Raw genomic sequence first — 21228 nt, 5'->3', positions numbered from 1 at the left:
CGAGCGCCTGCTCGGCGTTCACCTCGACGAACAGCTTCTTCTCGATGCAGCGTGAACGGATTTGGGGTAGCTGTTCGATGAGCGCGTCGATCCCGCCCATGAACGAGAGGTGATGGTCGAATACGAGTACGGTCTCGGACAGGCCCAAGCGGTGGGGGAACGCCCCGCCCGCGATGGTGGCCTCAACGAGGAGGTCCTTCACGCCCGGCATGCTCTTTCGCGTGGTGAGGACCTCGCAGGACGGGTTGGCGGCATGCGCGGCGTAGACCATCGCACGGGTCTTGGTGGCCACGGCGGAAAGATGGTCGAAGACGTTGAGGCAGACCTTCCAGGCCTGATGGAGCTGGGCGGCGGTCCCGCCGATCGTCATGAACGACTGCCCGGCCTCGAGCGCCGTACCGTCGGGCAGGATGTTGGTGACGACGCATCCGAGTTTGGTGGCGATGCGCGACGCGACCTCGCCTCCGGCGAGCACGCAGGCCTCGCGGGTGAAGTATTCCATGGCGCCGGCTTGAGTGCCGGCGCCCAGGATATGGCTGGTCAGGTCGATATAAGGCACGTCTTCGGCGATTAGCTCGTCGATGCGCGCGTCGGATAGGGTGACCATCGGTCCTCCTTTTGAAGATTTCTACGGTGGAAATCGTATCATCACCGCACGATTCTCCTGCATCTATCACGCGGAAAAGGCATAATGCTGTGTAATATATGACGTCCCGCCTACAAGACGTCCCGTCGCGCTCGCTGCGCGTGCCCTTGAAAGGAGACCCATGGATCTGAACAAGCGCCCCGACGACATGGTCCGTATCACCACCCCTGAGCTTGCTCAGGCCTTCATCGCCGAGCAGGTCGCCGCCTGCCGCGAGCAAATCGGTGATAAGAAAGCCCTTCTGGCCCTGTCCGGCGGTGTCGACTCCTCCGTGGTCGCCGCGCTGCTGATCAAGGCCATCGGCAAGCAGTTCATCTGCGTGCACGTGAACCACGGCCTCATGCGTAAGGGCGAGTCCGAGCAGGTCGTCGACGTGTTCCGCAACCAGCTCGACGCCAACCTCGTCTACGTCGACGCCATCGACCGCTTCCTGTCCCTGCTCGACGGCGTTGCCGAGCCCGAGGCCAAGCGCAAGATCATCGGCGCCGAGTTCATCCGCGTGTTTGAGGAGGAGGCCCGCAAGGTGGGCGACGAGGTTTCCTTCCTCGCTCAGGGCACCATCTACCCCGATATCCTCGAGTCCGACGGCGTGAAGGCCCACCACAACGTGGGCGGTCTGCCCGATGACCTGCAGTTCGAGCTCTGCGAGCCCGTCCGCCTGCTGTACAAGGACGAGGTCCGCGTGGTTGGTCGCGAGCTCGGCTTGCCCGAGAGCATGGTCGAGCGCCAGCCTTTCCCGGGCCCCGGCCTGGGCGTGCGCTGCCTCGGCGCCATCACCCGCGATCGCCTGGAGGCCCTGCGTGAGGCCGACGCGATCCTGCGCGAGGAGTTCGCCGCGGCCGGCCTCGAGGGCAAGGTTTGGCAGTACTTCGTGTCCGTGCCCGACTTCCGCGTTACCGGCGTGAAGGACGACAAGCGCCTCTACGAGTGGCCGGCGTTCATCCGCGCCGTCAACACGGTCGACGCTATGACCGCCGAGGTGCCCGAGCTCGACTGGGCGCTCCTCAAGAAGATCGGCGACCGCATCGCCTCCGAGGTCGCGGGCATCTGTCGTGTCCTGTACGACCTCACCCCGAAGCCCTGCGGGACCATCGAATTCGAGTAATCGGGTAATCGGGGGCAGGCGCAAGTTGGTCCCCATGAGGGCTGACGATAATTCAAGCTCGAGCCCTCCCGAATCCGGCTGTTGTTGATGCAGGGGGTTCCGCTCGCGATGAGCGGAACCCCCTGTTCGCTTTTGAAGGGTAGTTCTGCCGCAGTTTTCGGTGACCTTGAAGGTAGACGAAAAAACGACAAGCGTTCTACCTGCGACTTTGTCGGGACGTAATCGTCGTCTACTCACGAGGTGCTCGAAAACCGCGGCAGAACTTCGAATGGGTCTCTTTTTCGCTTGTGAAAAATCAATTGCTCTCAATTCGAGGGCCCTTCCGTGGCGATGATGACGCGACAGGGCCGGTCCCATATGGGATCGGCCCTGTTTACTCGACTGGTGATTGTGCTACACAAAGCTGATCTGCAGCTTTTTGCCGAGACCGTGGGCTATTTTGGAAAGCGTCGCCACCGAAGGATTGCCATTGCCATTTTCCAGTCTACAGAGATTGGCCGCCTTCATGCCGCAGCGGTCGGCCAGTTCCTTTTGGGTCAGCCCTGCGGCGATGCGCGCCTTCACGATGCTTTTCATGACTTCACGTTCGGTTTCCTGAGCACTCCATTCATGACGGAAGGCGGGGTCTTTGAGAGACTCATCAAGATGTTCCCTAAAGCCGGTCATTGTGTGACCTCCAGATCTCCCTGAACTTCTTTGCACGCTCTATTTCTTTTCTTGGCGTTCGCTGAGTCTTTTTCACGAAACCGTTGGTGACGATAGCGCGATTGCCAACAAAGAAGAAATAGAGGAGGCGGGTGATGTTCGAGCCTTGGGGTGTTCTCAGCTCGAAGATGCCATCCTCGAGATGCCGGGCAAATGGCATCGGTAGCCGTTCGCCATATTCTTCCAAAAGGAGCAGCCTCCCGAAAACTTTGGCTCTCATCTTTGGGTCGAGTCCATCGATGAACTCCTTTGCAGGTTGCCGTCCTTGATCGTCTTCGAAATACTGGACCTCCATTGCCATCTTACTCCTAAACTTATCACATATGATAATAATTGGCAAAACATACTATTTGAGACGAACACCTGTTCTAATTCTATAAGAACATATGTTCGTATACAAGTAGGCAATCAAATTGTGATTTCCAGTGAGAGGGAGTCTGGATCAATGGGGTGAGATCGAATAGACATTGCAGCATATTGTTCACCTTTGGCGTGTCTTTAGGGTCCCGCCTTTAATCTCCCAGGTGATGCTTGTGCACTCTCGCAGGAACGCATGGTCGTGGCTCACCAACAGCAGCGCGCCGCCGAACTGCGCGAGCGCCCGTTCGAGCGCCTCGACCGAGTGCAGGTCGAGGTGGTTGGTGGGTTCGTCCATGATGATGAGCGCGGGCGCGTCCAGCAGGCCGCGGGCAATCATCAGTTTTCGCAACTCACCGGGGCTGGTTGCAGCGCCTTCCATGATGCGGTCGGGTTCTGAGTTCAGCTGCGCCACGCAGCTGAATACATGTCCGCAGTCGGTAGGGGAGAGGGAGCGGACCTCTTCGAGTATCTGCGACCGTTGCTCCCGACTCGGCTCTTGGGGGATGTCGAGGACCGAAAGCCGTCGGCCTCCTTTGGCACCATCGCACGCGAGCAGCTCGCGTATGTGGTCGAGAAGTGTGGTTTTGCCTGCGCCGTTGTGTCCTATGATGCCGATGTGCTCGGTGTTTCCCACAAAGATCTCGGGTAGCTCGAGGGTTCCCGCCCCGCATGGGATACTGCCCGCGGGTATGTGAAGCACGGTTTTGCGAGCGCTGGGTTCGGCATCCAGGAACAGGTTGCCGTCATAGCGTTTGGGCGCATATGCCGCATGGACTCTGGCCTGGGCGCTTGCCATACGCCCGTCCATCTGTCGCAGCAGCTTGCCTCGGGCCCCGTCCTGGCCCGAGACGATTGCGAGATCGATCTTGGCGCGGGCGCTTTTATCCTTGGGGTCGAGCCCTCGTTTCGAACGCCTGGCATCCGCCCTCGCAGCCTCCTGGGCACGCTGCTCGCGCTCAGCGGAAAGGCGCGCGAGATGATCCTTCGCCCTCTTTCGTTCGTCTATCGCGGTCATTCGCTCGCGTTCCGCCTGGCTGCTTGCTTGCGAGTATCCGCCGGGGCGGATGACGATGTGAGTCTCCCCGCGGGGCCCACTTGCCTCGAACGACGCGCAGCGCGATGCGAGCGCATCCAGCAGCCCGCGGTCGTGACTCACGAGGATGCCGACGCCGGTGAAGCTGGCCAGCAGTCCTGTCAGTTGGGCACGGGCCTCGCAATCGAGGTGATTGGTCGGCTCATCCACTGCGAGCACATCGGGTCGCTGCCAGAGCGAGCAGGCGATCTGCAGTTTCTTGCGCTCACCGAAGCTGAGCTCGTCCCAGCGCCAGGGCATGTCATCGGTGAGACTCAGGCGTTTGCGGAGGCTGCGGGCCTCGCGGCCAAAGTCGAGCGCAAAGTCCGCCAGGATCGTGGGCGCTTCGTCTGCCTCCTGTGGGCAGTAGGCGGCGAGCAGATTGCCCGAAACCGTTCCCGAGTCGGGTTTCAGAAGGCCGCAGGCGATTTTGGCGAGCGTGGACTTGCCGCAGCCGTTGTCGCCCAAAAGCCCGGTCCAGCCTTGCGGGAAGGCAATGGTCGCGTTATTCAAAATGGGGTCTTGCGCTGCGGGGTGCGTGTAGGTCACACGCGAGAGTGCGAGCTGCATAAAGACATCCCCTCCTTGTTTGATCGGAGGCCAACAGAATCGTTGAGGTGGATGTCTAAAAGCGCATGGTCGCCTTGTCTCTTCGCGGTGGTGCCCTCGCATGGGGCCCGAATCCATCGGGCGGGCGAGGGTGAGTGTAGCACGGCCGAAGCCGACGGTCCATCGCCTTGCCGGCGGGTGTGGGATGGTTGGGTGCCCGATGCCCGGCAAGCGTCTGCCGTTCGATTGGCTGATGTCTGAATGCGCTGTCTACTCCTCTGGATCCTCCCATGCGCGGTAGGCGATGCTCTGTCCGAGCAGTGCGGCGATTGCATCGAGGACATCGTGGTCGAGCTGGTAGTGCATCCAACGGCCGTCCTTGCGGGCACGGACGATCCCCGCATCTCGGAGCGCCGCCATGTGATGGGAGAGCGTGGGCTGCGAGATCTCGAGCTCCGAGAGGAGGTTGCAGGCGCACTGCTCCTCGCCGTCCCATAGCAGCTCGACGATGCGGAGCCGGTTGGGGTCGCCCAGCGCCTTGAGGTTCGATGCGAGCCGCTCGCGGTCGAACTCGCCGGCCACGATGCGGGCTCGGAGTCCGATGACGCGTTGCTGGATGGCGCGCATCGTGCGGAGGAACGCATCGTCGCCTTTGCCGGTTGGATCTTCCAGTCCCCAGTCCTCACGGTACATCGCCGGTAGGGAGGGGCATTCAACGCCGCACCCCATGGTGATGAGGATGTCGACATCGGGCAGGCAGGTCAGGGATTTGGGCTCGAGGGAGGCAACGTCGAATTCGTATTCGCTTGCCAATAGACGCGCGGCATCGGGATTGACGATCTTCGCTGGGTGCGTTCCCGCGGAGCGGGCGAGCATGACGTCATCTGCGAATCGGCGCGCCATCGCCTCTGCGATCTGGCTCCGACAGCCGTTGTGCGTGCAGACGAATGCCACGACTGGCTTGCCCATATCCTGACCCTCCTATATCTACCTGCAATTACTCAATATTGATACATATCGATATGATAACATATCGACAGATGTCGATACTTGAGCGGAAAGGCGGGCCACATGGCGAGCTCAGACGACAGTACATGGGTTCACGAGGTGTGCTTGGCGTGGCGGGGCGAAGATCCCGCGGCGCTGTTGGAGGCGCTTATGTCCGATGAGCGCTGTGCGGCGTTTGGGCCCGTGCATCATTTCCTGGTCGGCGCCTCGCTCCTCGCCTGCGCATGGCAGACCGCCCACCATGATGGTGCCGGCCTTTCCGAGGCGTTGGCCGAACTCGACTCCCGTGCGGCATGTGTGCCGGGAGCTACATGTGCGAAGTGGGGTGTGTGCGGGGCGGCGGCTTCGTGCGGTATGGCATTCGCCGTTCTAGCCGGCAATGCGCCCCTGCGCCGCGAGGGTTGGAGCGAGGGCCAGCTGATGGTCTCGGAGATCCTGGGCGCTATCGCCCGGGCGGGATCGCCTCGTTGTTGCAAGCGAGATTCGCGCATCGCCGTTCGCACGGCCGTCCCATGGTTTAACGACAATTTTGGGTTGCGTCTCAAGGTCGGTGAGCAGGTGCCGGAGTGCGCCGTGGCGTCGTTGAACAAGGCGTGTCTCGGAAGCGAATGCCCTTACCACGCTTAAGTTCAAGAGGGCCGTGGGCGGCGTCTGAGTGCCGGTGGCTTGCGTCTCTCGTCCGAGCGATGGTCGCGCGCTTCTACCTCGGATGGCTTGTGAGGTGCCATCCATTGCAGTAGGGGCAGCGGTAGGCTGAAAGGCCCCGGCGCCCGTGCTCGGCGCATGCGGCTATAGCGTTCTCCGCTTCCGCTTTGCTCGAGTAGCGGTTCTTGGACTCGCAGGCTTTGCGTCGGAGCGCGGCCTCGTGTTCGGCATCGAGACGATCCTCGCGTTCCCGCTCGCGTGTGAACAGGTCGCCCATGGCGCATCCGTCGAACCCGGCCTCAAATGCCGCGCGCTGCTTGGCGCGCGCCGATCTTTTGTTGCTTGCCACAGAGCCCTCCGTTCATCGAAAACAGGGCCGAGCGCGAATGTGCGCTCGGCCCGAGACAGTCGAGATGGCCCATCTAATGATGGCAGGCGTGCTCAGGCCCCATGGCCTCGAGCTGGCCGGCGGCGACGCGCTCAGCGGCGGCGCCCACGGTGGGGGATTCGGCGTCGTGCAAGACGGTGATGCCGGCGGCGGCGAAGCCCTGCATGGGGCGCATGCCCATGCCCACGGCGACGATGGCGTCGATGCCCGCGTCGGCGAGGATGCCCACGGGTCGCATGCAGCCTCCCTCCTCATGCGGGGGATTGACGATGGTGCCATCGAGGGAGACCTGGCCGTTCTCTACGTTCAGGATCGTGAAGCAATCGGCGTGACCGAAGTGGGCCGAGCGCTGGGCGTCCAGGCCGCCTTCGCCGACGGAGGGAACTGCGAGCTTCATGTGCAATGCCACCTTTCTGTGCAATATGTCACAACGGGGTCGATGGGCCCATGGTAGCGCGTTTGCGCAAGCCTCGCATGTGCGCGATGGCTGCAACGCCGAGCGTGCGAGAGCTCGGTGCGCAGATGGGGTTCCGGCAGCGACGCGCGGACGGGGGCGCGGCGGTAGCCCATCCGCGGGATTATGCGGAGAAGCTCCACAGGTTCGCGCACTGGTCAAGGATCCGGTCGAGGTCCCAGGGATGATCGCCGTTGCCGGCGTTGTTTGGATCCCGCACCATGACCTGCCCGTCGTCGGTCAGGCCTGCGAGCACGATGAAATGCCCCGTGCTGGTAAAGTCGCCGGGTCGCACGCTGCATATGATCGGCCGCCCCGCCTCGAGCTCGGCACGGACGACGTCGGCGCTTGCGGAGAGTTCGGCACTGTGAAGGCCGAGCATCGTCGCACCGTCCGTCATAAGCGCCCATGCCGTCATGCCGTCGACGGTGAAGCCGTTTTGCTCGCTGAAGCGCGCCATTGCCACGGGATCGAGGTCGGTCTTTCCTGTGAGCGATATGTAGACCATGGAAAGGCAGGTCGGGCCGCATCCGTTCTCGTGGATGTTTCCTCCCGCATAGGGTTCGTCGGACCATTGGGGGTCGATTTGGTACAGGAACGGGACCTCTCCCTTGCGCCAGGCGTGTGCCGGTGTCGAGTGGGCGGTTTCCTCTTGGGTTGGTGCGCTCCTTCGACCCGTTCCAACATTCTGTTGCATGAGCGATTGGACTGCGAGAACGAAGGCGATTACGATTCCGAGGCCGATGATCGCCATCTTTCCCCTGCGCGATTTGGGTCTCCGTGCTCTCGGCGCCGTACCGGGCCTTCGATTGGCCGCGGCGAGCTTTCGCTGAGGTGCGCCGGTTCTCTGCGGTGCAGCGGCACGTCGTTGCCGTGTCCCGTGATCGGCTCGGAATCTGCCTCCCTCAAGGGGTCCGTCAAATTCCCTAAGAGGGCGCCGGTCGTCATTTCTCCCATAGGTACCCATGGCTCAACTCCTTGGATGCTTGCTATGCCAACCATGATGAAGAGAGCCCCATGCGTTCCCGTGACGCCTGCGTGACAGGTTGGTCACGGTGCTTAACGGGAGGTTAAAAATGACTTAATACGGCGCATCGCCGGCCCAATGAGAGCGGGCCGGCGATGCACGGGAGAATCGATGGGGGAACAGGGGTTAGCGAACGAGGTCCTCGATCACGCCGGCCCGGTAGTTCTTGAAGACGATGCCGTCGCCGTCTTGCGTGGCGTCCAGGTCGACGTCGGCCATGATGCCAAAGTCGTGATCGCCGTCCGAGTCGTGGAATACCTGGTGCACGTGCCAGACGTGATCGGTCTGCTCGTCCGATTCGTCGATTTCGAGGAACGCCGCAGATCGCGCATCGGCGTCGATGAGCAGGTCCTCGTGTGCTTCGTAGAACGCATCGAGCACGCGTGCCCAACGGCTCTCGCCGAAGCCCCAGTCGACGTCGAGGTCGCCGAGGGCGTCGGCACGGTCGAGGGCGGCCAGTCGCACGCGCTGGAACAGGGTGTTGCGAACCATGAGCGTCATCCCGCGACGATCGGCAACCACCTCGTCACCGTGCTTGATGGGCGCCGCACCCGGCTCCATGCCCGCGTTGGCCCATTCGTCCACAAGGCTCGAGTCGACCGAGCGCACCACAAGTCCCAGCCAGGACACGATGTCGTCGAGCTCCTCGGTTCGGCGCTCCACCGGCACGGTGCGGTCGAGCGAGCGATATGCCTCGGTGAGGTAGCGCAACAGGATGCCCTCGCAGCGCGCGATCTTGTACTGCGCGATGTAGCTCTTAAAGTCGCAGCCGGTCTCGAGCATGTCGCGCAGGACCGACTTGGGACTGAGCTCGTAATCGTTTGCCCACGGGACCTGCGCGCAGTACGTGGCGAACGCAACGTCGAGCATCTCCACGAGCGGCTTGGGGTAGGTGACGTCCTGCAGGCGGTCGAGGCGCTCCTCAAAGTCGACGCCCTCCGCCTTCATGGCGTTCATCGCCGCATCGCGGGCACGACGTTCCTGCGCTCGCAGGATCTGCTTGGGATCCTCGAGCGTCGCCTCGACCATGGAGATGAGGTCGAGGGTGTACGTGGGGCTCTCCGGATCAAGCAGCTCGAGCGCCGCGAGCAAAAACGGCGAGAGCGGCTGGTCGAGGGCGAAGTCCTCAGGCAGGTCGACCGTGAGGAAGTAGTTCGCCGCCCCGTCGAGGGGGTGGCCCGTCGCGGTGCCCTCCTCGACGATCGCGCGGCTGACCTCGTCATTCGCGCCGTCCTCCTCATCGCGCTCGGCGTCGAGTGCCCTGAGCTCCTCCAGGTTCTCGGGTGCCTCGGTGAGCGAGACCGCAGGAATCGAATCGACGTTGCCGTTATCGGCATCCGCGTCCGCCCCGCAAGCCTCTCGGACCACGACACCAGCGTCGATGAGCGTGGCGAAGATCTCGGCGGCACGGCCCTTCAGCTTGGCCTTTTCCTCGGGGGTTTGAAGCGACGCGTCGATGAGCGCCAGCACACGCTCCCATGCGTCGCCGCCCTGCTCGACCTCCGCGAGCACCATGGAGTGCGTGATGCGCAGACGGGGCTTGAGGGTCTCGGGCTCGCTCTCGATCAGACGGGTGAAGGTGTCTTCGTTCCAGGTGACAAAGCCCTCCGGCGGGCGCTTTTTCTTGAGCTTCTTCATCTTCTTGGGGTCACCCATGGCCTTGAGCTCGGCCTTATGGTTCTCGATCTCGAACTCCGGCGCCTCGGCGATGACCACGCCCTCGGTGTCAAAGCCCGAGCGGCCCGCGCGCCCGGCGATCTGGTGGAACTCGCGCGAGCGCAGACGGCGCTGCTTGTAGCCGTCGAATTTCGTAAGACCGGTGAGCAGGACGGTGTGGATGGGCACGTTGATGCCCACGCCGAGTGTGTCGGTGCCGCAGATCACGGGAAGAAGGCCCTGCTGGGCGAGCTTCTCGACGAGCAGGCGGTAGCGGGGTAGCATGCCGGCGTGGTGTAGGCCCACGCCGCTCGAGATGAGATGCTTGAGCGTTTTGCCGAACGCCGTGGTGAAGCGCCCTCCCTTGATCGCCTCCTTGATCGCCTCGCGCTGCTCTTTGCTGGCAACGCCGTAGCTTGCCAGCGCACGGGCGGACTGCAGGGCCGCGTCCTGGGAGAAGTGCACGATATAAAGCGGTGAGTCGCCTTGGCGAAGCGCGAGTTCGACCGTTCCTTCCAGGGCGGTTTTCACGTATTCGTAGGAGAGGGGCACCGGGCGCGGAGCGTCGGCGATGAGCTCCAGGTCGCGGCCGGTGGTGCGGGTGAGGGTATCGCCGATGGCGGTCATGTCGCCCAGGGTGGCGCTCATGAGCAGGAACTGCGTGTGGGGCAACGTGAGCAGTGGGACCTGCCAGGCCCATCCGCGGTCGGGGTCGGAGAAGAAGTGGAATTCGTCCATGGCGACGCAGCCCACATCGGTGTCTTCGCCCTCGCGCAACGCTTGGTTGGCAAGGATCTCGGCGGTGCAGCAGATGACGGGGGCGCCGGTGTTGATGTGCGAGTCGCCGGTGATCATGCCCACGTTGTCGCGGCCGAGGATGTCGACCAGGTAAAAGAATTTCTCGGAAACGAGGGCCTTGATGGGCGCCGTGTAGTATGCGCGCTGTCCGCTGGCCATGGCCATGAACATCATGCCGAGCGCGACCAGCGACTTGCCCGAGCCCGTGGGTGTGCCCAGGATTACGTTGCTGCCCGCGGCCAGAGAGAACAACGCATCTTCCTGGTGTTCCCAAGGCTCGATGCCGCGAGAGGAGACCCATTCCATGAATCGCTCGTATGCCTCTTCAGGTGTCAGCCAGGGTTCGGGCTCCAAGGCCTGTTCGGTTTCATCGGATTCCGGCTCCCACCAGCTAGGTGCGAGCGAGCCCAGGGAGCCATGGGCAAAGGGGTCGGTGGAGTTGGTCGCGTCAGGCATATTCGTTCCGTTTCGTCGATGTTGCTGTGCCTATTATGACCGAACGCGGCGTGTTGGACGTGCGCTTGGAGTGCTGGGTGCAGGTTGTTGGTGGTTCGGGGCGTAAAAGCGAGCCGTTCAGGCCTCGATAGGGGGGTCGCTAAATATATGAAATCACAGAAGTGGTCAAAATACCCTGATTGTGCGCTGAACGAGCCCCGTCGGGAGGCATGTATATCCCTACCGCTAGAAAAATCCTGGGGTTTTGATATCGCCTGACGGACAGTCCGTTTCAGCGCGGTCGTTGCCAACGCGATCGCCCGATCGAATCCTGGGCATTTGTTGCGCGGCGTGCGCAGCTTCGCCGCACAATCAGGGTATTTTGACCATCATCGGGAAAACGTACGCCTACAACGCGGCAAACGAGAAAAAGATATGCAGCGGAAGCTTAATAGGTAATGGATTTATACATTTTGTCGCGCTGCGAGATGTTGGCGACGATTTCGAAGGTTGTCGACGGCGTAGCTCATGCCGTACGGGATATAGCCCTCGGCGAAAAGGTCCTCAGGCAGATAGTCGATGAGGCTCTGGGGCATATCGAGGGCGGATTGGAGCTGCTCGGGCGTGGCAGGCTTGCTCGCGGGCCTCGCATAGACCGCGTGCACAGTCGCGCCCTGTTCGGTGAGACGCTGCTCGTACTCGGTGATGGGCTGCTCGGGATGGGCGGTGCGATCGTCATACGTGGCGCACACCACTTCCCATCCAATGGCTTTGAACTGCGGTAACGAATACTCATACAGCGGCAGGCTGTCGGTGCGAAGCGTGAGCATGCCGCCCTCGGCGATGAGTGACCGATACCCGTCGAGATGTTCGGCCGTGGTTACGCGAAGTCGCGCATGGCGGCGCTTGGGATGGGGCGTGGGGAAGTTGATGGAGATGCTCGAGAGTTCGCCGGGCGCAAAGATTCCGGCGAGGTTGGCGGCATCGCCGGGAATGACCAGCGCGTTTTTGAGACCCAGGTCGAGAACGAGCTGGGCTGCGTGCACAACGCACACGGGCTCGCTGTCCATGCCGATGAACAGGGTATCGGGGTGGCGCTGCGCCATGGCGGCGATATAGGCGCCCTTGCCGCAGCCCAAATCGAGATGCACATGATCGAAGCACTCGACGCCGCCCGGAATGAGCGGGCAGCATGCTTCGGCCCAACGGCCCCGGTACGCCGCAGCGCCGGTCTCGATGGCGTCGGACGCGCGCTCGATGCGCTGGTCGAGGACGAAGTTCTTGGGCATACGTGCGTGCATGGGGGCCTCTCGGATGGGATTGGAGCTTCTGGTCGGAGCGGGTTAATTATGCGAATCGCTCGAGCATGAGGTACCGATTGAGGGTACCAGAGCCCCCGTCCGCGGAGTAGCGCGCGACCTCGCGGGCGCATGTTCCCACAGATGCTACAAGCTCGTCGATTTCCGATTCGTCAAAATGATGGCAGTAGCGCAAGGGGGAGGGGTCGGATTGCCAGCCGAGGAAGTGGTCGTTTTCGTCGAGCGGGAACGTGCCGCTTGACGCGGACTCGCGGGCGGCGGAATCGGCCGCGAGGGCCTTGCGCGCCAGTCTCTCATCGCGCATGAACTGCCAAAATGAAACAATCGCAACCCCGCCGAGCGCGGTGCGCTCAACGATTGCGTCGAGCACGGACGCCCTCATGTCAAACCCCGGGACATGATGCATGAAACCAAAGCAAACGGCCAAATCGCACTCGGGGATGCCGGCGTCGGCGAGTCGGCGATTCGGGACGGTGTGTCCAAGGTCGCCGAGCCGTGCCCAGTCATCTAGAAAGCTTCCGAGAACATCCATCTCGTAAAAGTCCGCGCCGGGGATCTGGGAGGCGTCTTTCGCGAGGTCGGCACAGGCGTCGACCGCGTGGAATCGGAGATCGACGTCGGGAAAGGCGTTGAGGAGGAACCGTTCGAAGCGTAGGTTGCCGCAGGCGAGATCGAGGACGAGCGGCGAATGGCAGCTGGCGCCGCCGTTGTGCGCTCGAGGCCAACGGAGCTGCGTCAAGAGCTCGGCCGCGCGATTCCAACCCTCCCACGGCGCGCTGCGCGTTGCGGAGAATGATGCGGCGTGCTCGGCGTAAAAGCGGTTGTTGAGCTCGATGAGTTCGTGCGCAGTGGTGAGGTCCATGGGGCTCCCGGCAAAAATGCGATCATATCGGTACGGCTATTGTAAAGCGGAACACAGGGACGACAATGTGGCTCGGCTTGCATCCGTTGGGGCGGCGGCGCGGGGCTCATATACAATGGGCCCATGGAACAGATTATTCTCGACATACTCGAAGAGCTGCGTGCCGGCCGGAACGTCGACGATCGCACCTTGCTCAAGATGGGGCACGCGGCGGCGCGTCGTTCCGGCTCAGACAAGCGCGCGTTCGCCAAGCGACGTTTGCTGCCGTTTTACCAGCAGGTGAAGAGTGATGACCGTGCTCGCTGGGAGTCGTGGGGCGTGACCCCCGAGCTTGAAAAGCAGCTCCTTTCCGTCTTGCGCATGAAGCCGCGACGCAGCGCCTCGGGCGTGGCGACCATCACGGTCATCACCAAGCCCTGGCCGTGCGGCGGTGATTGCCTGTTTTGCCCGAACGATATCCGCATGCCTAAGAGCTATCTGCATAACGAGCCTGCGTGCGAGCGTGCCGAGCAAAACTGGTTCGATCCGTATCTGCAGGTCACCTCGCGCCTGACCGCGCTCAGCCAGATGGGTCACGCCATCGACAAGATCGAGCTCATCGTGCTCGGCGGAACTTGGAGCGACTATCCGCGGGGTTATCAGGTGTGGTTCATCGCGGAGCTGTTCCGCGCGCTGAACGAGTTCGAGCCCGCTGTGGACGGGGCGTGCGCCTCCACCGCGCGCTCGTCAGATGATGAGCAGCCCCGCATCCTCATCCGTTCGAGTGCCGAGGAACGGGGAGAGCTATACCGAACGCTCGGATTCCCCCAAGACGGTTCGCAGTTTGGTCGAGCGGCGGAAGATGTTCAGCGCCGGCTGGACGAGCATGCATGCTCTTACAACCAGGCATTTTCCGAGCACTACGGTGCCGGTTCTCCTTGGCACGCCGTTGCAGCCGAGCAGGTCGCCACATTCGATGAACTCGAGCGGTTGCAGCGCGAGAACGAAACCGCCCGTTGCCGCGTGGTTGGACTTGTGGTGGAAACACGGCCGGACGCCATCACCCCCGATTCGCTGACGATTATCCGCCACCTTGGATGCACGAAGGTGCAGATGGGCATTCAGTCCCTTGACCAGGCCGTTCTGGATGCGAACGATCGCGGTATCGAGATCTCCCAGATCGAGCGGGCGTTCGAGCTGCTGCGCGTGTTCGGGTTCAAAATCCACGCGCACGCGATGGTCAACCTGCTGGGTTCTACGCCGGAACGGGATAAGGACGACTACCTGCGCCTTGTGCGCGGCTTGCCGTTCCAGCCCGACGAGATCAAGCTCTACCCATGCGCGCTTATCGAGGGCGCCCGACTGCAGGAGCGCTTCGAGGCGGGAGAATGGGCGCCCTATTCCGAGGCGGAGTTGCTCGACATTCTGGTAAGCGACGTCGCCGCAACCCCTCCGTTTTGCCGGATCTCTCGCATGATCCGTGACTTTTCATCGCACGACATCGTGGCGGGGAACAAGAAGCCGAACCTTCGCCAGCTCGTCGAGAACCGTCTGCGTTCTCAGGGGGATGTGCGCGGCATCCAGGAGATTCGTTTTCGCGAGGTCGCCACGGGCGAAGTTCCTGTCGATGAGCTGCGCATGGAGGACGTCTCGTATGGGACATCGAACACGTGCGAGCACTTCCTGCAGTGGGTGACGCCCGAGAACCGCATTGCGGGTTTCCTGCGCCTGTCTCTGCCAAACGAGGAGTATGTGCGCTCGTTTCCCGCTCCCCGCGAGGTGGGCCTTGAATCCGAGGCGGCCTGCTCTGGGGGCGGGTGCCTGCCCGTCGCGCCTGGTGAGGCGATGATTCGCGAGGTCCATGTGTACGGCATGGCCACGCAGCTCGGTGTGGGTGGAACATCTGCCCAGCATCTTGGCTTGGGCCGCCGCCTCATCGAGCGGGCCTCCGAGATCGCTCGTGAGGCGGGTTACAGCCGCCTCAATGTGATCAGCGCGGTGGGCACGCGTGAGTACTATCGCCATCTCGGCTTCATCGATTGTGGCCTGTATCAGCAAAAGGAGCTCTCATGACCCAAAAGCCCTCGAATGCTTCTGCGGGCGCCGGAATTGCGGCGGGGGTGGCCCTCGGCGCCGTCGCCGTCGGCGCGGCGGCGATTTTTGTAGGGTCTCAATGCCTGCAGCTCGTGCGCACCAGGTCGGGCATGGCGCGGGTGAAGAAGGTTCGAGATGGGGCGGGCAATCAGGTTCGCGTTCTCCAGCAGGGCGGCGTGTATCAGAGCGCCACGTATTTGGATGGGCGACGCTTTGATCCGGTGTTCGCGTACTACCGGGCGTTCGACCGCATGTTCGATGCCGAGGCGTCCAAGCGCGCGGCAACGGGTGGCGGCATCGATCGCGTGCTCGTGATGGGCGGCGGCGGATACGCGTATCCCAAGCACGCGCTCACTGCGCATCCGGCCCTCGATATGGATGTCGTTGAAATCGACCCCTCCATTACGAGGCTGGCTCGCCGGTGGTTTTTCCTCGATGAGCTCGAGCGCATCGCCGCCGATCGGCTGCGTCTGATCACGGCGGACGCACGCACGTTCATCTCCCAGGCCCTTGCCGAGGGGACTCGCTACGATGCAGTTGTGAACGATTGCTTTGCGGGCTGCGAGCCCGTTCACGCTCTCGCCACGGTGGAGGCCCTGTGCCAGGTCAAGGTCTGCCTGAATCCCGGAGGTTTGTACCTGGCGAATGTCGTTAGCTCCGCGGGTGGGGAGAACATCGATTATCTCCGCGACGCCGTCGCGACCGCTGCAGCGGTATTCTCGCATGTCCATGTGGTTCCTTGCGAGGATGCCGCGTTTGGCGCTGAGGACAACTACCTGCTCATTGCAACTGACGGCGCGTATTCCTTCCATGGCGAACTGCCTCTCGATGAAGCCTTGTACGGCGAGGTCATGCGCGATGTCTAAGAACGAGGCCCTTTTTGGGTCCCATTTCGGTCCCCACTGCCCCGATGCCCGATTCGGCCGTGAGGACGGTCCTGCGTGTGCGCCATCCACTCACTCTGCGATGGACGAACGGCTCGGGTCTGCACTTGCCGGCGGCATGACCCGTCGCCGTTTCCTGGCAACCGCCGCGGCGGGATTCGGCATGGTTGTGGCCACATGTGCAACGGGCTGTTCGGGGCTCCCCGGTGAGGCGGGATCGCGCGACTTCGACGCTGCGGGCCACGCTTCGCTTGCGACGATTCAGGACAGCGAACGGGGCGCGCATCGTATCTCAATCGTCATGGGCGGAGACGTCTTGGCGCATCGCGGCATTTGGATGAGCGGCGAGCGCGCCGACGGCACGCGCAATTACGACCATCTTTTCAGTGCGATCGCGCCCACGTTCAAATCTGCCGACATAGCGATAATCAACCAGGAGACGGTGTTGGGCGGGGCGGAGATGGGTCTATCTGGTTTCCCGACCTTCAACAGTCCCCAGGAGCTCGGCGATGCCGAAGCGGCCGCCGGCATCGATGTCACTCTCGCTGCGACTAACCATGCGCTCGACAAGGGCTTCGAGGGGATTGAAGCAACCCTGCGTTTTTGGCGCGAAAGGCATCCTGAGATGCTCGTGCCGGGCATTGCCGATTCGAATGAAGCGGCAGATAGGCCGCATATCGCCACTCGCGGTCGCATCGCGGTTGCGATTCTCAGCTACACCGAGACCACCAATGGCATCCCCATGCCGGCTGAGCATCCGTATTGTGTCAAAAGCTTATACAGGTCGAACTTCGCGGCGGATGTCACCCGCGCTCGCGAGGCGGGAGCCGACATCGTCATCGCTTGCCCTCACTGGGGGACTGAGTATGTCTACGAGCCAAATGCGGCGCAACGACGTCTCGCCTCTCGTCTGATTGAGGCTGGGGTGGACGCGATCATCGGAACGCATCCGCATGTTTTGCAGCCCGTTGAATTGATATCTCGACCAGATGGACGGCGCGTGCCGGTCTTCTGGTCGCTTGGCAATCTCATCTCACGTCAGATGGAAGCGCCGCGGACCGTCGGGGGTCTCGCCGGTCTCACGGTGGAGAAGATCGGCGATGTGTGCGCGATCACCTCGTGTTCCATCCAGCCGACCGTGATGCACAAGACATCTCGATCGGATACGGAGATGCGAGTCTATCGTCTCGCCGACTACAGTGACGAGCTCGCGGGCGGGAACAACGTGGAGACGACTGAGGATTTCCCCTCGTTCACGGTGGCCGGTTGCCATGACTTTGCGTCGAAAGTCCTCGGCGCGTCATATGACCGTGCGTCATCGTCTCTGCTGCTTGAGGTCAATCCGCTGTAGCCCCATCGATTGATCTTTGCTTCCGCCTCTCCGCATCTTGCTTCGCGCTCTCTCGGTGCTACAACTCCCTTCCTCGCATCATCGCATCGCGCCAGCCGACGACCCTTCGACGCATGCCATCTATGTCGAGCACGCCTTCGGCAAAGCCCTTGCGGACCAACTCGGCGGGCAAAAACTCGTCGTATTTGTCGAAATAGGGGACCTCGCCGGGATATAGGAGCTCGATTGGGTCGAAGTCCATCTCGGCTTCGGCTGCCACCACCTCGAAGAACGTGCGCGCATCCGCTTTCATGCGAAACTGCATGAAATAGGGGCGGGACGGATCGAGCCCCTTGATTCCCAGTTCGGCTGCGCATTTGATTTTGAGCAGCCGTTCGAGTGCGAGAAATGCGTAGCTACCCAGCCATGGGAAGAGCGCCCATGTGTCTCCGCCCAGGTTGATGAGGGATCCTGCTCCCATTGACGGGACGGTCTCGGTCTCGTTTGCTATACGCGCCTCGTCAGGGGTCCGCGCGTCAGCTGGTGCGACCGCGGAGCCGACGCAATGAATCGCGCCTTGCTCATCGGCCTCCCAGATATCCTCGGCATCATCGATGTGGTTTTTGGCACATACGGCGATTGAACCGTGGTTCCTGCCAGCTATCCCCGCGTTGGCTGCGACATGGCGCGCCTGCGCGAGGCGTGCGCGGGCGTTGCCCATCAGATATGGATAGACGTCGTTCTCCTCGAGTACGCGCCGCATGCGCTCGAGCACATGGGTGTCGATGTCGCCCGCGCAGTCTCCGAAATAGGCGGGAACGCGACCCTTCACCTGGGTGCAGTAAACGAGATGCCGCTTCCAATCAACCTCTTCGACGAGCCAGCAGTGGCCTGCAATGGCGATGCGTTCCCCCGCAGGCGGCGGGTTCACAATCGTTCCGAGTTCCGCGGATTCGCATCGTACGCTGAATTCCTCGTTTTCTTGGAACACCGCGTAGAACTTGAAGGAGTTTGTGATTCGTTCCCCGGATAGCCCGACGATGATGCCCCCTCCCTCGGTGACCTCGATGTGCTCTGTTTCGATGAGGTGGTGCAGCAGGCAGCGCAGGTCGTCGGCGCTGATGCGATGGAAGTACGAGAGGGTGAGCACGCGGTTCGCGAGTTCTGCTGGCGTGAGTTCGCCGCAGCTCGCGAGTGTGCTCATGACCTGGTGATACAGCAGGCTGTAGGGCAAGCGGTCGAGCGCCGGAGGTTCGACCCAATGCTCTTCGCGGTAAAGCTGGACCAAGGCGATTCCCTGGATCAGCTTCCAGGGAATGGTCTCGGGCAGCATCGCTCGCGGTTCGGGTTGCTCTTCTCGCATGACGAAGTGCATCTCAGGCGGCAGGTCGCGCCGGCCTGTGCGTCCCATCCGCTGTAAGAAGCTCGACACGGTGAATGGCGCGTCGATCTGGAAGGCCCGCTCGAGCCGACCGATATCGATGCCGAGTTCCAGGGTCGCGGTGGTGACGGTTGTTTGGCGTTGCTCGTCATCGCGCATGAGCTCTTCGGCGCTCTCCCTATATGAAGCAGAGAGGTTGCCGTGGTGGATGAGGAAGCGGCCGGGCTCGTGTTGGGCTTCGCAATACGAGCGCAGGCACGAGCAGACGGCCTCGGCTTCCTCGCGGGAATTGACGAAGACGAGGCATTTGCGCCCGCGCGTGTGCTCGAAGATGTAGCCGAGGCCCGGATCGGCTTCCTGTGGCGCGATGTCGGTTCGGGCCATGATTTCTCCGCTGGGAAGCGCATCGATGCACACCTCGTCATCCGCGTAGGGCTCATGCGGGTTACCGCCATGCACCACATCGGCTTCGAGCGCTCCAAGGGCCTCGACGGCTCGCTCCAGCGCCTGTGGCCCGGCCATATAGAAGTGCTCCATGGATAGACGCCATGTGCGGCGTGGTTCCTCGAAGCGCGGGATGACACAGCCCCTTCCCGTGCCAGATGAGAGGAAGGCTCCCGTGCGCTCGGGGTCGCCGATGGTTGCCGATAGCCCGATACGCCGAGGATTGACTCCCGCCATGCGAGATAGGCGCTCTATGAGGCAGAGGGCCTGTCCACCGCGATCTCCCCGCAGCAGGGAGTGAACTTCGTCGATAACGACGTAGCGCAGGTCGCCAAACAGACGCCCGACCGCCGCGTGACGGTGGAGCAGTAGCGCCTCTAGAGATTCCGGTGTGATTTGCAGGATGCCACTCGGCTTTTTGAGAAGCTTCGCCTTGTGGGAAGAGGAGACATCCCCGTGCCATCGCCAGACCGGGATGCCCGCTTCCTTGCAAAGGGCGTCGAGCCGCTGGAACTGATCGTTGATGAGGGCCTTGAGCGGGCCGATATATAGGGCACCGACGGTTGCCGGTGGGTTTTCCCAAAACTCGGTGAGGATGGGGAAGAAGGCCGCCTCGGTTTTGCCCGACGCCGTCGATGCGGTGAGCAGGACGTTGTCTTCGGTATTGAAGATCGCGTCCGCCGCGGCAACCTGGATGGAGCGCAAGTTCTCCCAGTTATGGGCATAGATGAAGTCTTGGATAAAAGGCGCATAGCGGTTGAATGCGTTCACGTCGGCCCCCTTCCTTCCAAATCTCGTGAAAAGAGTATAGCACAAAATAGAACATATGTTCTAAAATATGGAAAGCGAGGGGTGCATCGAGTGCCATAAAAAGACCCGCGAACTTGGGGTTCACGGGTCTGGTCTGTGAGAAGTGCCCGATCTGCCGGGCGATGCATGCGGGACGGTCGCGCACTCAATCGGTGCGAGTCGGCGTCCTACAGCACGGTGGAGGCCACGATGTAGATGACGTAGAGGAACACGAAGATGACACCCTCGCGGCGGGTCATGGTGTGCTTGGTGCCCACAAAGGCAAAGCCCACGAGCATGATGGAGAAGATGGCGAGCAGGGCGAAATCGAGGTTGTACCCAGTGGCGTAGGCAACGGGGGAGAACAGCGCCGGCACACCCATGACCAGCAGGACGTTGGTGATGTTGGAGCCCACGACGTTGCCGACGGCGATATCGGTGTTGCCCTTGAACGCAGCGACGACGGAGGTGACGAGCTCGGGCAGGCACGTGCCCAGAGCGATGACGGTGATGCCGATGACGCGCTCGCTGATGCCCAAGGCAGTGGCGATGGTCACGGAGTTGTTGACCACGTAGTCGGCGCCGAACTTGAGCAGCGCAATGCCGAACAGCACGAGCGCGATGGACACGAGCATGCCTCGGGGCTCATCGGCGTCGGCATCGTCATCTTCGAGCTCGTGGGGCTCGAGCTGCGTCTCGGGGTCGAGGTCGTCGTGGCCGCTATCGCCCTCGCGCAGACCCAAGAACACGGTGTAAGACATGAAGGCGGCAAAAACGACCAGCAGGATGATGCCCTCGAGGGCGGTGAGCTCTCCGCCCGTGTTGGCGAGCAGCATGAGCAGCAGCACGGAGGCGACGCTCACGGGGATTTCGAAGCGCTGGGTGTGACGTGCGAGGGGCAGTCGCGTGATGACGGCGCTCATACCTAGGATGAGCAGGAGGTTCGCCAGGCAGCTGCCGGCGACGTTGCCGAACGCCATATCGGCATGCCCGTCGATCGCCGAGACTACGCTCACGACGAGCTCGGGCATGGCGGTGCCCACGGCGACGACCGTGAGGCCGATAACGCGGTCGGGCAGGCCCACGCGCGCGGCGATTTGACTGGAGCCGTTGACGAGCAGGTCGGCGCCCCAGACGAGGAGAGCGAATCCTACGATGATGAGGAAGAGTTGCAAAAGCATGTCGGTCTTTCTGTGATTGGGCGCCGTCTCGACGACCCGTCGCCGATCGGTTTGCGGGAGCGGGGCTCGGCGGTGGATCGCACGCCCCGCCGGCTGTCCCGTCGGGGTGTGCATGGA

General features: G+C 62.3%; 18 protein-coding genes. 5 read left to right on the top strand and 13 right to left on the bottom strand.

Annotated elements, in window-relative coordinates; translation table 11 throughout:
* Positions 1-607: beta/alpha barrel domain-containing protein (locus tag COLINT_RS07700; RefSeq protein WP_006723912.1), on the bottom strand; the 607-nt coding region annotated here is incomplete at its 3' end.
* A gap of 160 nt (positions 608-767) precedes the next feature.
* Here COLINT_RS07700 and guaA point away from each other — a divergent pair.
* Positions 768-1751, top strand: coding sequence for a glutamine-hydrolyzing GMP synthase (gene guaA, locus COLINT_RS07695; protein WP_006723911.1), 984 nt, complete (start codon positions 768-770; stop codon positions 1749-1751).
* Positions 1752-2144: 393 nt separating this feature from the next.
* Here guaA and COLINT_RS07690 read toward each other — a convergent pair whose 3' ends face one another.
* The 4 genes from COLINT_RS07690 to COLINT_RS08740 all read right to left on the bottom strand — a co-directional run bounded on the left by COLINT_RS07690 (position 2145) and on the right by COLINT_RS08740 (position 5406).
* Positions 2145-2417, bottom strand: coding sequence for a helix-turn-helix domain-containing protein (locus COLINT_RS07690; protein ID WP_006723909.1), 273 nt, complete (start codon positions 2415-2417; stop codon positions 2145-2147).
* Entirely contained in the window at positions 2404-2757 is a 354-nt protein-coding gene (locus tag COLINT_RS07685; protein WP_006723908.1) for a type II toxin-antitoxin system RelE/ParE family toxin, read from the bottom strand. Before COLINT_RS07685 ends, COLINT_RS07690 begins: the two co-directional genes overlap by 14 nt.
* Positions 2758-2937: 180 nt before the next feature.
* Positions 2938-4458 carry an ATP-binding cassette domain-containing protein gene (locus COLINT_RS07680; protein WP_006723907.1) on the bottom strand — a complete coding sequence of 507 codons (1521 nt, stop codon included), beginning with the start codon at positions 4456-4458 and terminating at the stop codon, positions 2938-2940.
* A 249-nt stretch (positions 4459-4707) separates the two neighbouring features.
* Complete coding sequence (locus COLINT_RS08740; RefSeq protein ID WP_006723905.1) at positions 4708-5406, bottom strand: metalloregulator ArsR/SmtB family transcription factor; 699 nt, start codon at positions 5404-5406, stop codon at positions 4708-4710.
* 102 nt (positions 5407-5508) lie between these two features.
* Here COLINT_RS08740 and COLINT_RS07670 point away from each other — a divergent pair, with 102 nt between their 5' ends.
* The gene (locus COLINT_RS07670) at positions 5509-6072 is read left to right on the top strand and encodes a DUF5714 domain-containing protein (protein WP_006723904.1); all 564 of its coding nucleotides are present in this window, start codon (positions 5509-5511) and stop codon (positions 6070-6072) included.
* A 73-nt stretch (positions 6073-6145) separates the two neighbouring features.
* Here COLINT_RS07670 and COLINT_RS07665 read toward each other — a convergent pair whose 3' ends face one another.
* From COLINT_RS07665 to COLINT_RS07640, 6 genes are all read right to left on the bottom strand, one after another.
* Positions 6146-6439, bottom strand: a complete 294-nt coding sequence (locus COLINT_RS07665; protein ID WP_006723903.1) for a hypothetical protein — start codon at positions 6437-6439, stop codon at positions 6146-6148.
* Positions 6440-6512: 73 nt separating this feature from the next.
* Complete coding sequence (locus COLINT_RS07660; RefSeq protein WP_006723902.1) at positions 6513-6875, bottom strand: NifB/NifX family molybdenum-iron cluster-binding protein; 363 nt, start codon at positions 6873-6875, stop codon at positions 6513-6515.
* Between the two features lie 181 nt (positions 6876-7056).
* On the bottom strand, positions 7057-7629 hold the full coding sequence (locus tag COLINT_RS07655; RefSeq protein ID WP_156780398.1) for a C39 family peptidase: 573 nt from the start codon (positions 7627-7629) through the stop codon (positions 7057-7059).
* Positions 7630-8085: 456 nt separating this feature from the next.
* Positions 8086-10869 carry a DEAD/DEAH box helicase gene (locus COLINT_RS07650; protein ID WP_006723898.1) on the bottom strand — a complete coding sequence of 928 codons (2784 nt, stop codon included), beginning with the start codon at positions 10867-10869 and terminating at the stop codon, positions 8086-8088.
* A gap of 443 nt (positions 10870-11312) precedes the next feature.
* Positions 11313-12137 (bottom strand): tRNA (guanosine(46)-N7)-methyltransferase TrmB, encoded by an 825-nt coding sequence (trmB, locus tag COLINT_RS07645; protein WP_006723897.1) that lies wholly within the window; start codon positions 12135-12137, stop codon positions 11313-11315.
* A 58-nt stretch (positions 12138-12195) separates the two neighbouring features.
* Positions 12196-13029: a class I SAM-dependent methyltransferase gene (locus COLINT_RS07640; RefSeq protein ID WP_006723896.1), complete on the bottom strand. Its 834-nt coding sequence runs from the start codon at positions 13027-13029 to the stop codon at positions 12196-12198.
* Between the two features lie 123 nt (positions 13030-13152).
* Between COLINT_RS07640 and COLINT_RS07635 the strand changes: the two genes are divergently transcribed.
* From COLINT_RS07635 to COLINT_RS07625, 3 genes are read left to right on the top strand one after another with little or no spacing between them, the layout of a single operon-like run.
* Complete coding sequence (locus COLINT_RS07635) at positions 13153-15081, top strand: elongator complex protein 3 (RefSeq protein WP_006723895.1); 1929 nt, start codon at positions 13153-13155, stop codon at positions 15079-15081.
* Complete coding sequence (locus COLINT_RS07630; RefSeq protein WP_006723894.1) at positions 15078-15968, top strand: spermidine synthase; 891 nt, start codon at positions 15078-15080, stop codon at positions 15966-15968. The genes COLINT_RS07635 and COLINT_RS07630 overlap by 4 nt, the downstream gene beginning before the upstream one ends.
* Positions 15961-17337, top strand: coding sequence for a CapA family protein (locus tag COLINT_RS07625; RefSeq protein ID WP_169302883.1), 1377 nt, complete (start codon positions 15961-15963; stop codon positions 17335-17337). The genes COLINT_RS07630 and COLINT_RS07625 overlap by 8 nt, the downstream gene beginning before the upstream one ends.
* Positions 17338-17395: 58 nt before the next feature.
* On the opposite strand, the gene COLINT_RS07620 is transcribed toward COLINT_RS07625, so the two are convergent.
* Positions 17396-19912, bottom strand: coding sequence for a DEAD/DEAH box helicase (locus COLINT_RS07620; protein WP_006723892.1), 2517 nt, complete (start codon positions 19910-19912; stop codon positions 17396-17398).
* A 206-nt stretch (positions 19913-20118) separates the two neighbouring features.
* Entirely contained in the window at positions 20119-21111 is a 993-nt protein-coding gene (locus COLINT_RS07615; RefSeq protein ID WP_039910726.1) for a calcium/sodium antiporter, read from the bottom strand.
* Positions 21112-21228: the final 117 nt, after the last annotated feature.

It is taken from the genome of Collinsella intestinalis DSM 13280, from assembly GCF_000156175.1.
Lineage (GTDB): Bacteria > Actinomycetota > Coriobacteriia > Coriobacteriales > Coriobacteriaceae > Collinsella > Collinsella intestinalis.
The sequence above is the reverse complement of the archived record's forward strand: the minus strand, read 5'-3'. Positions and strand labels throughout refer to the sequence as shown.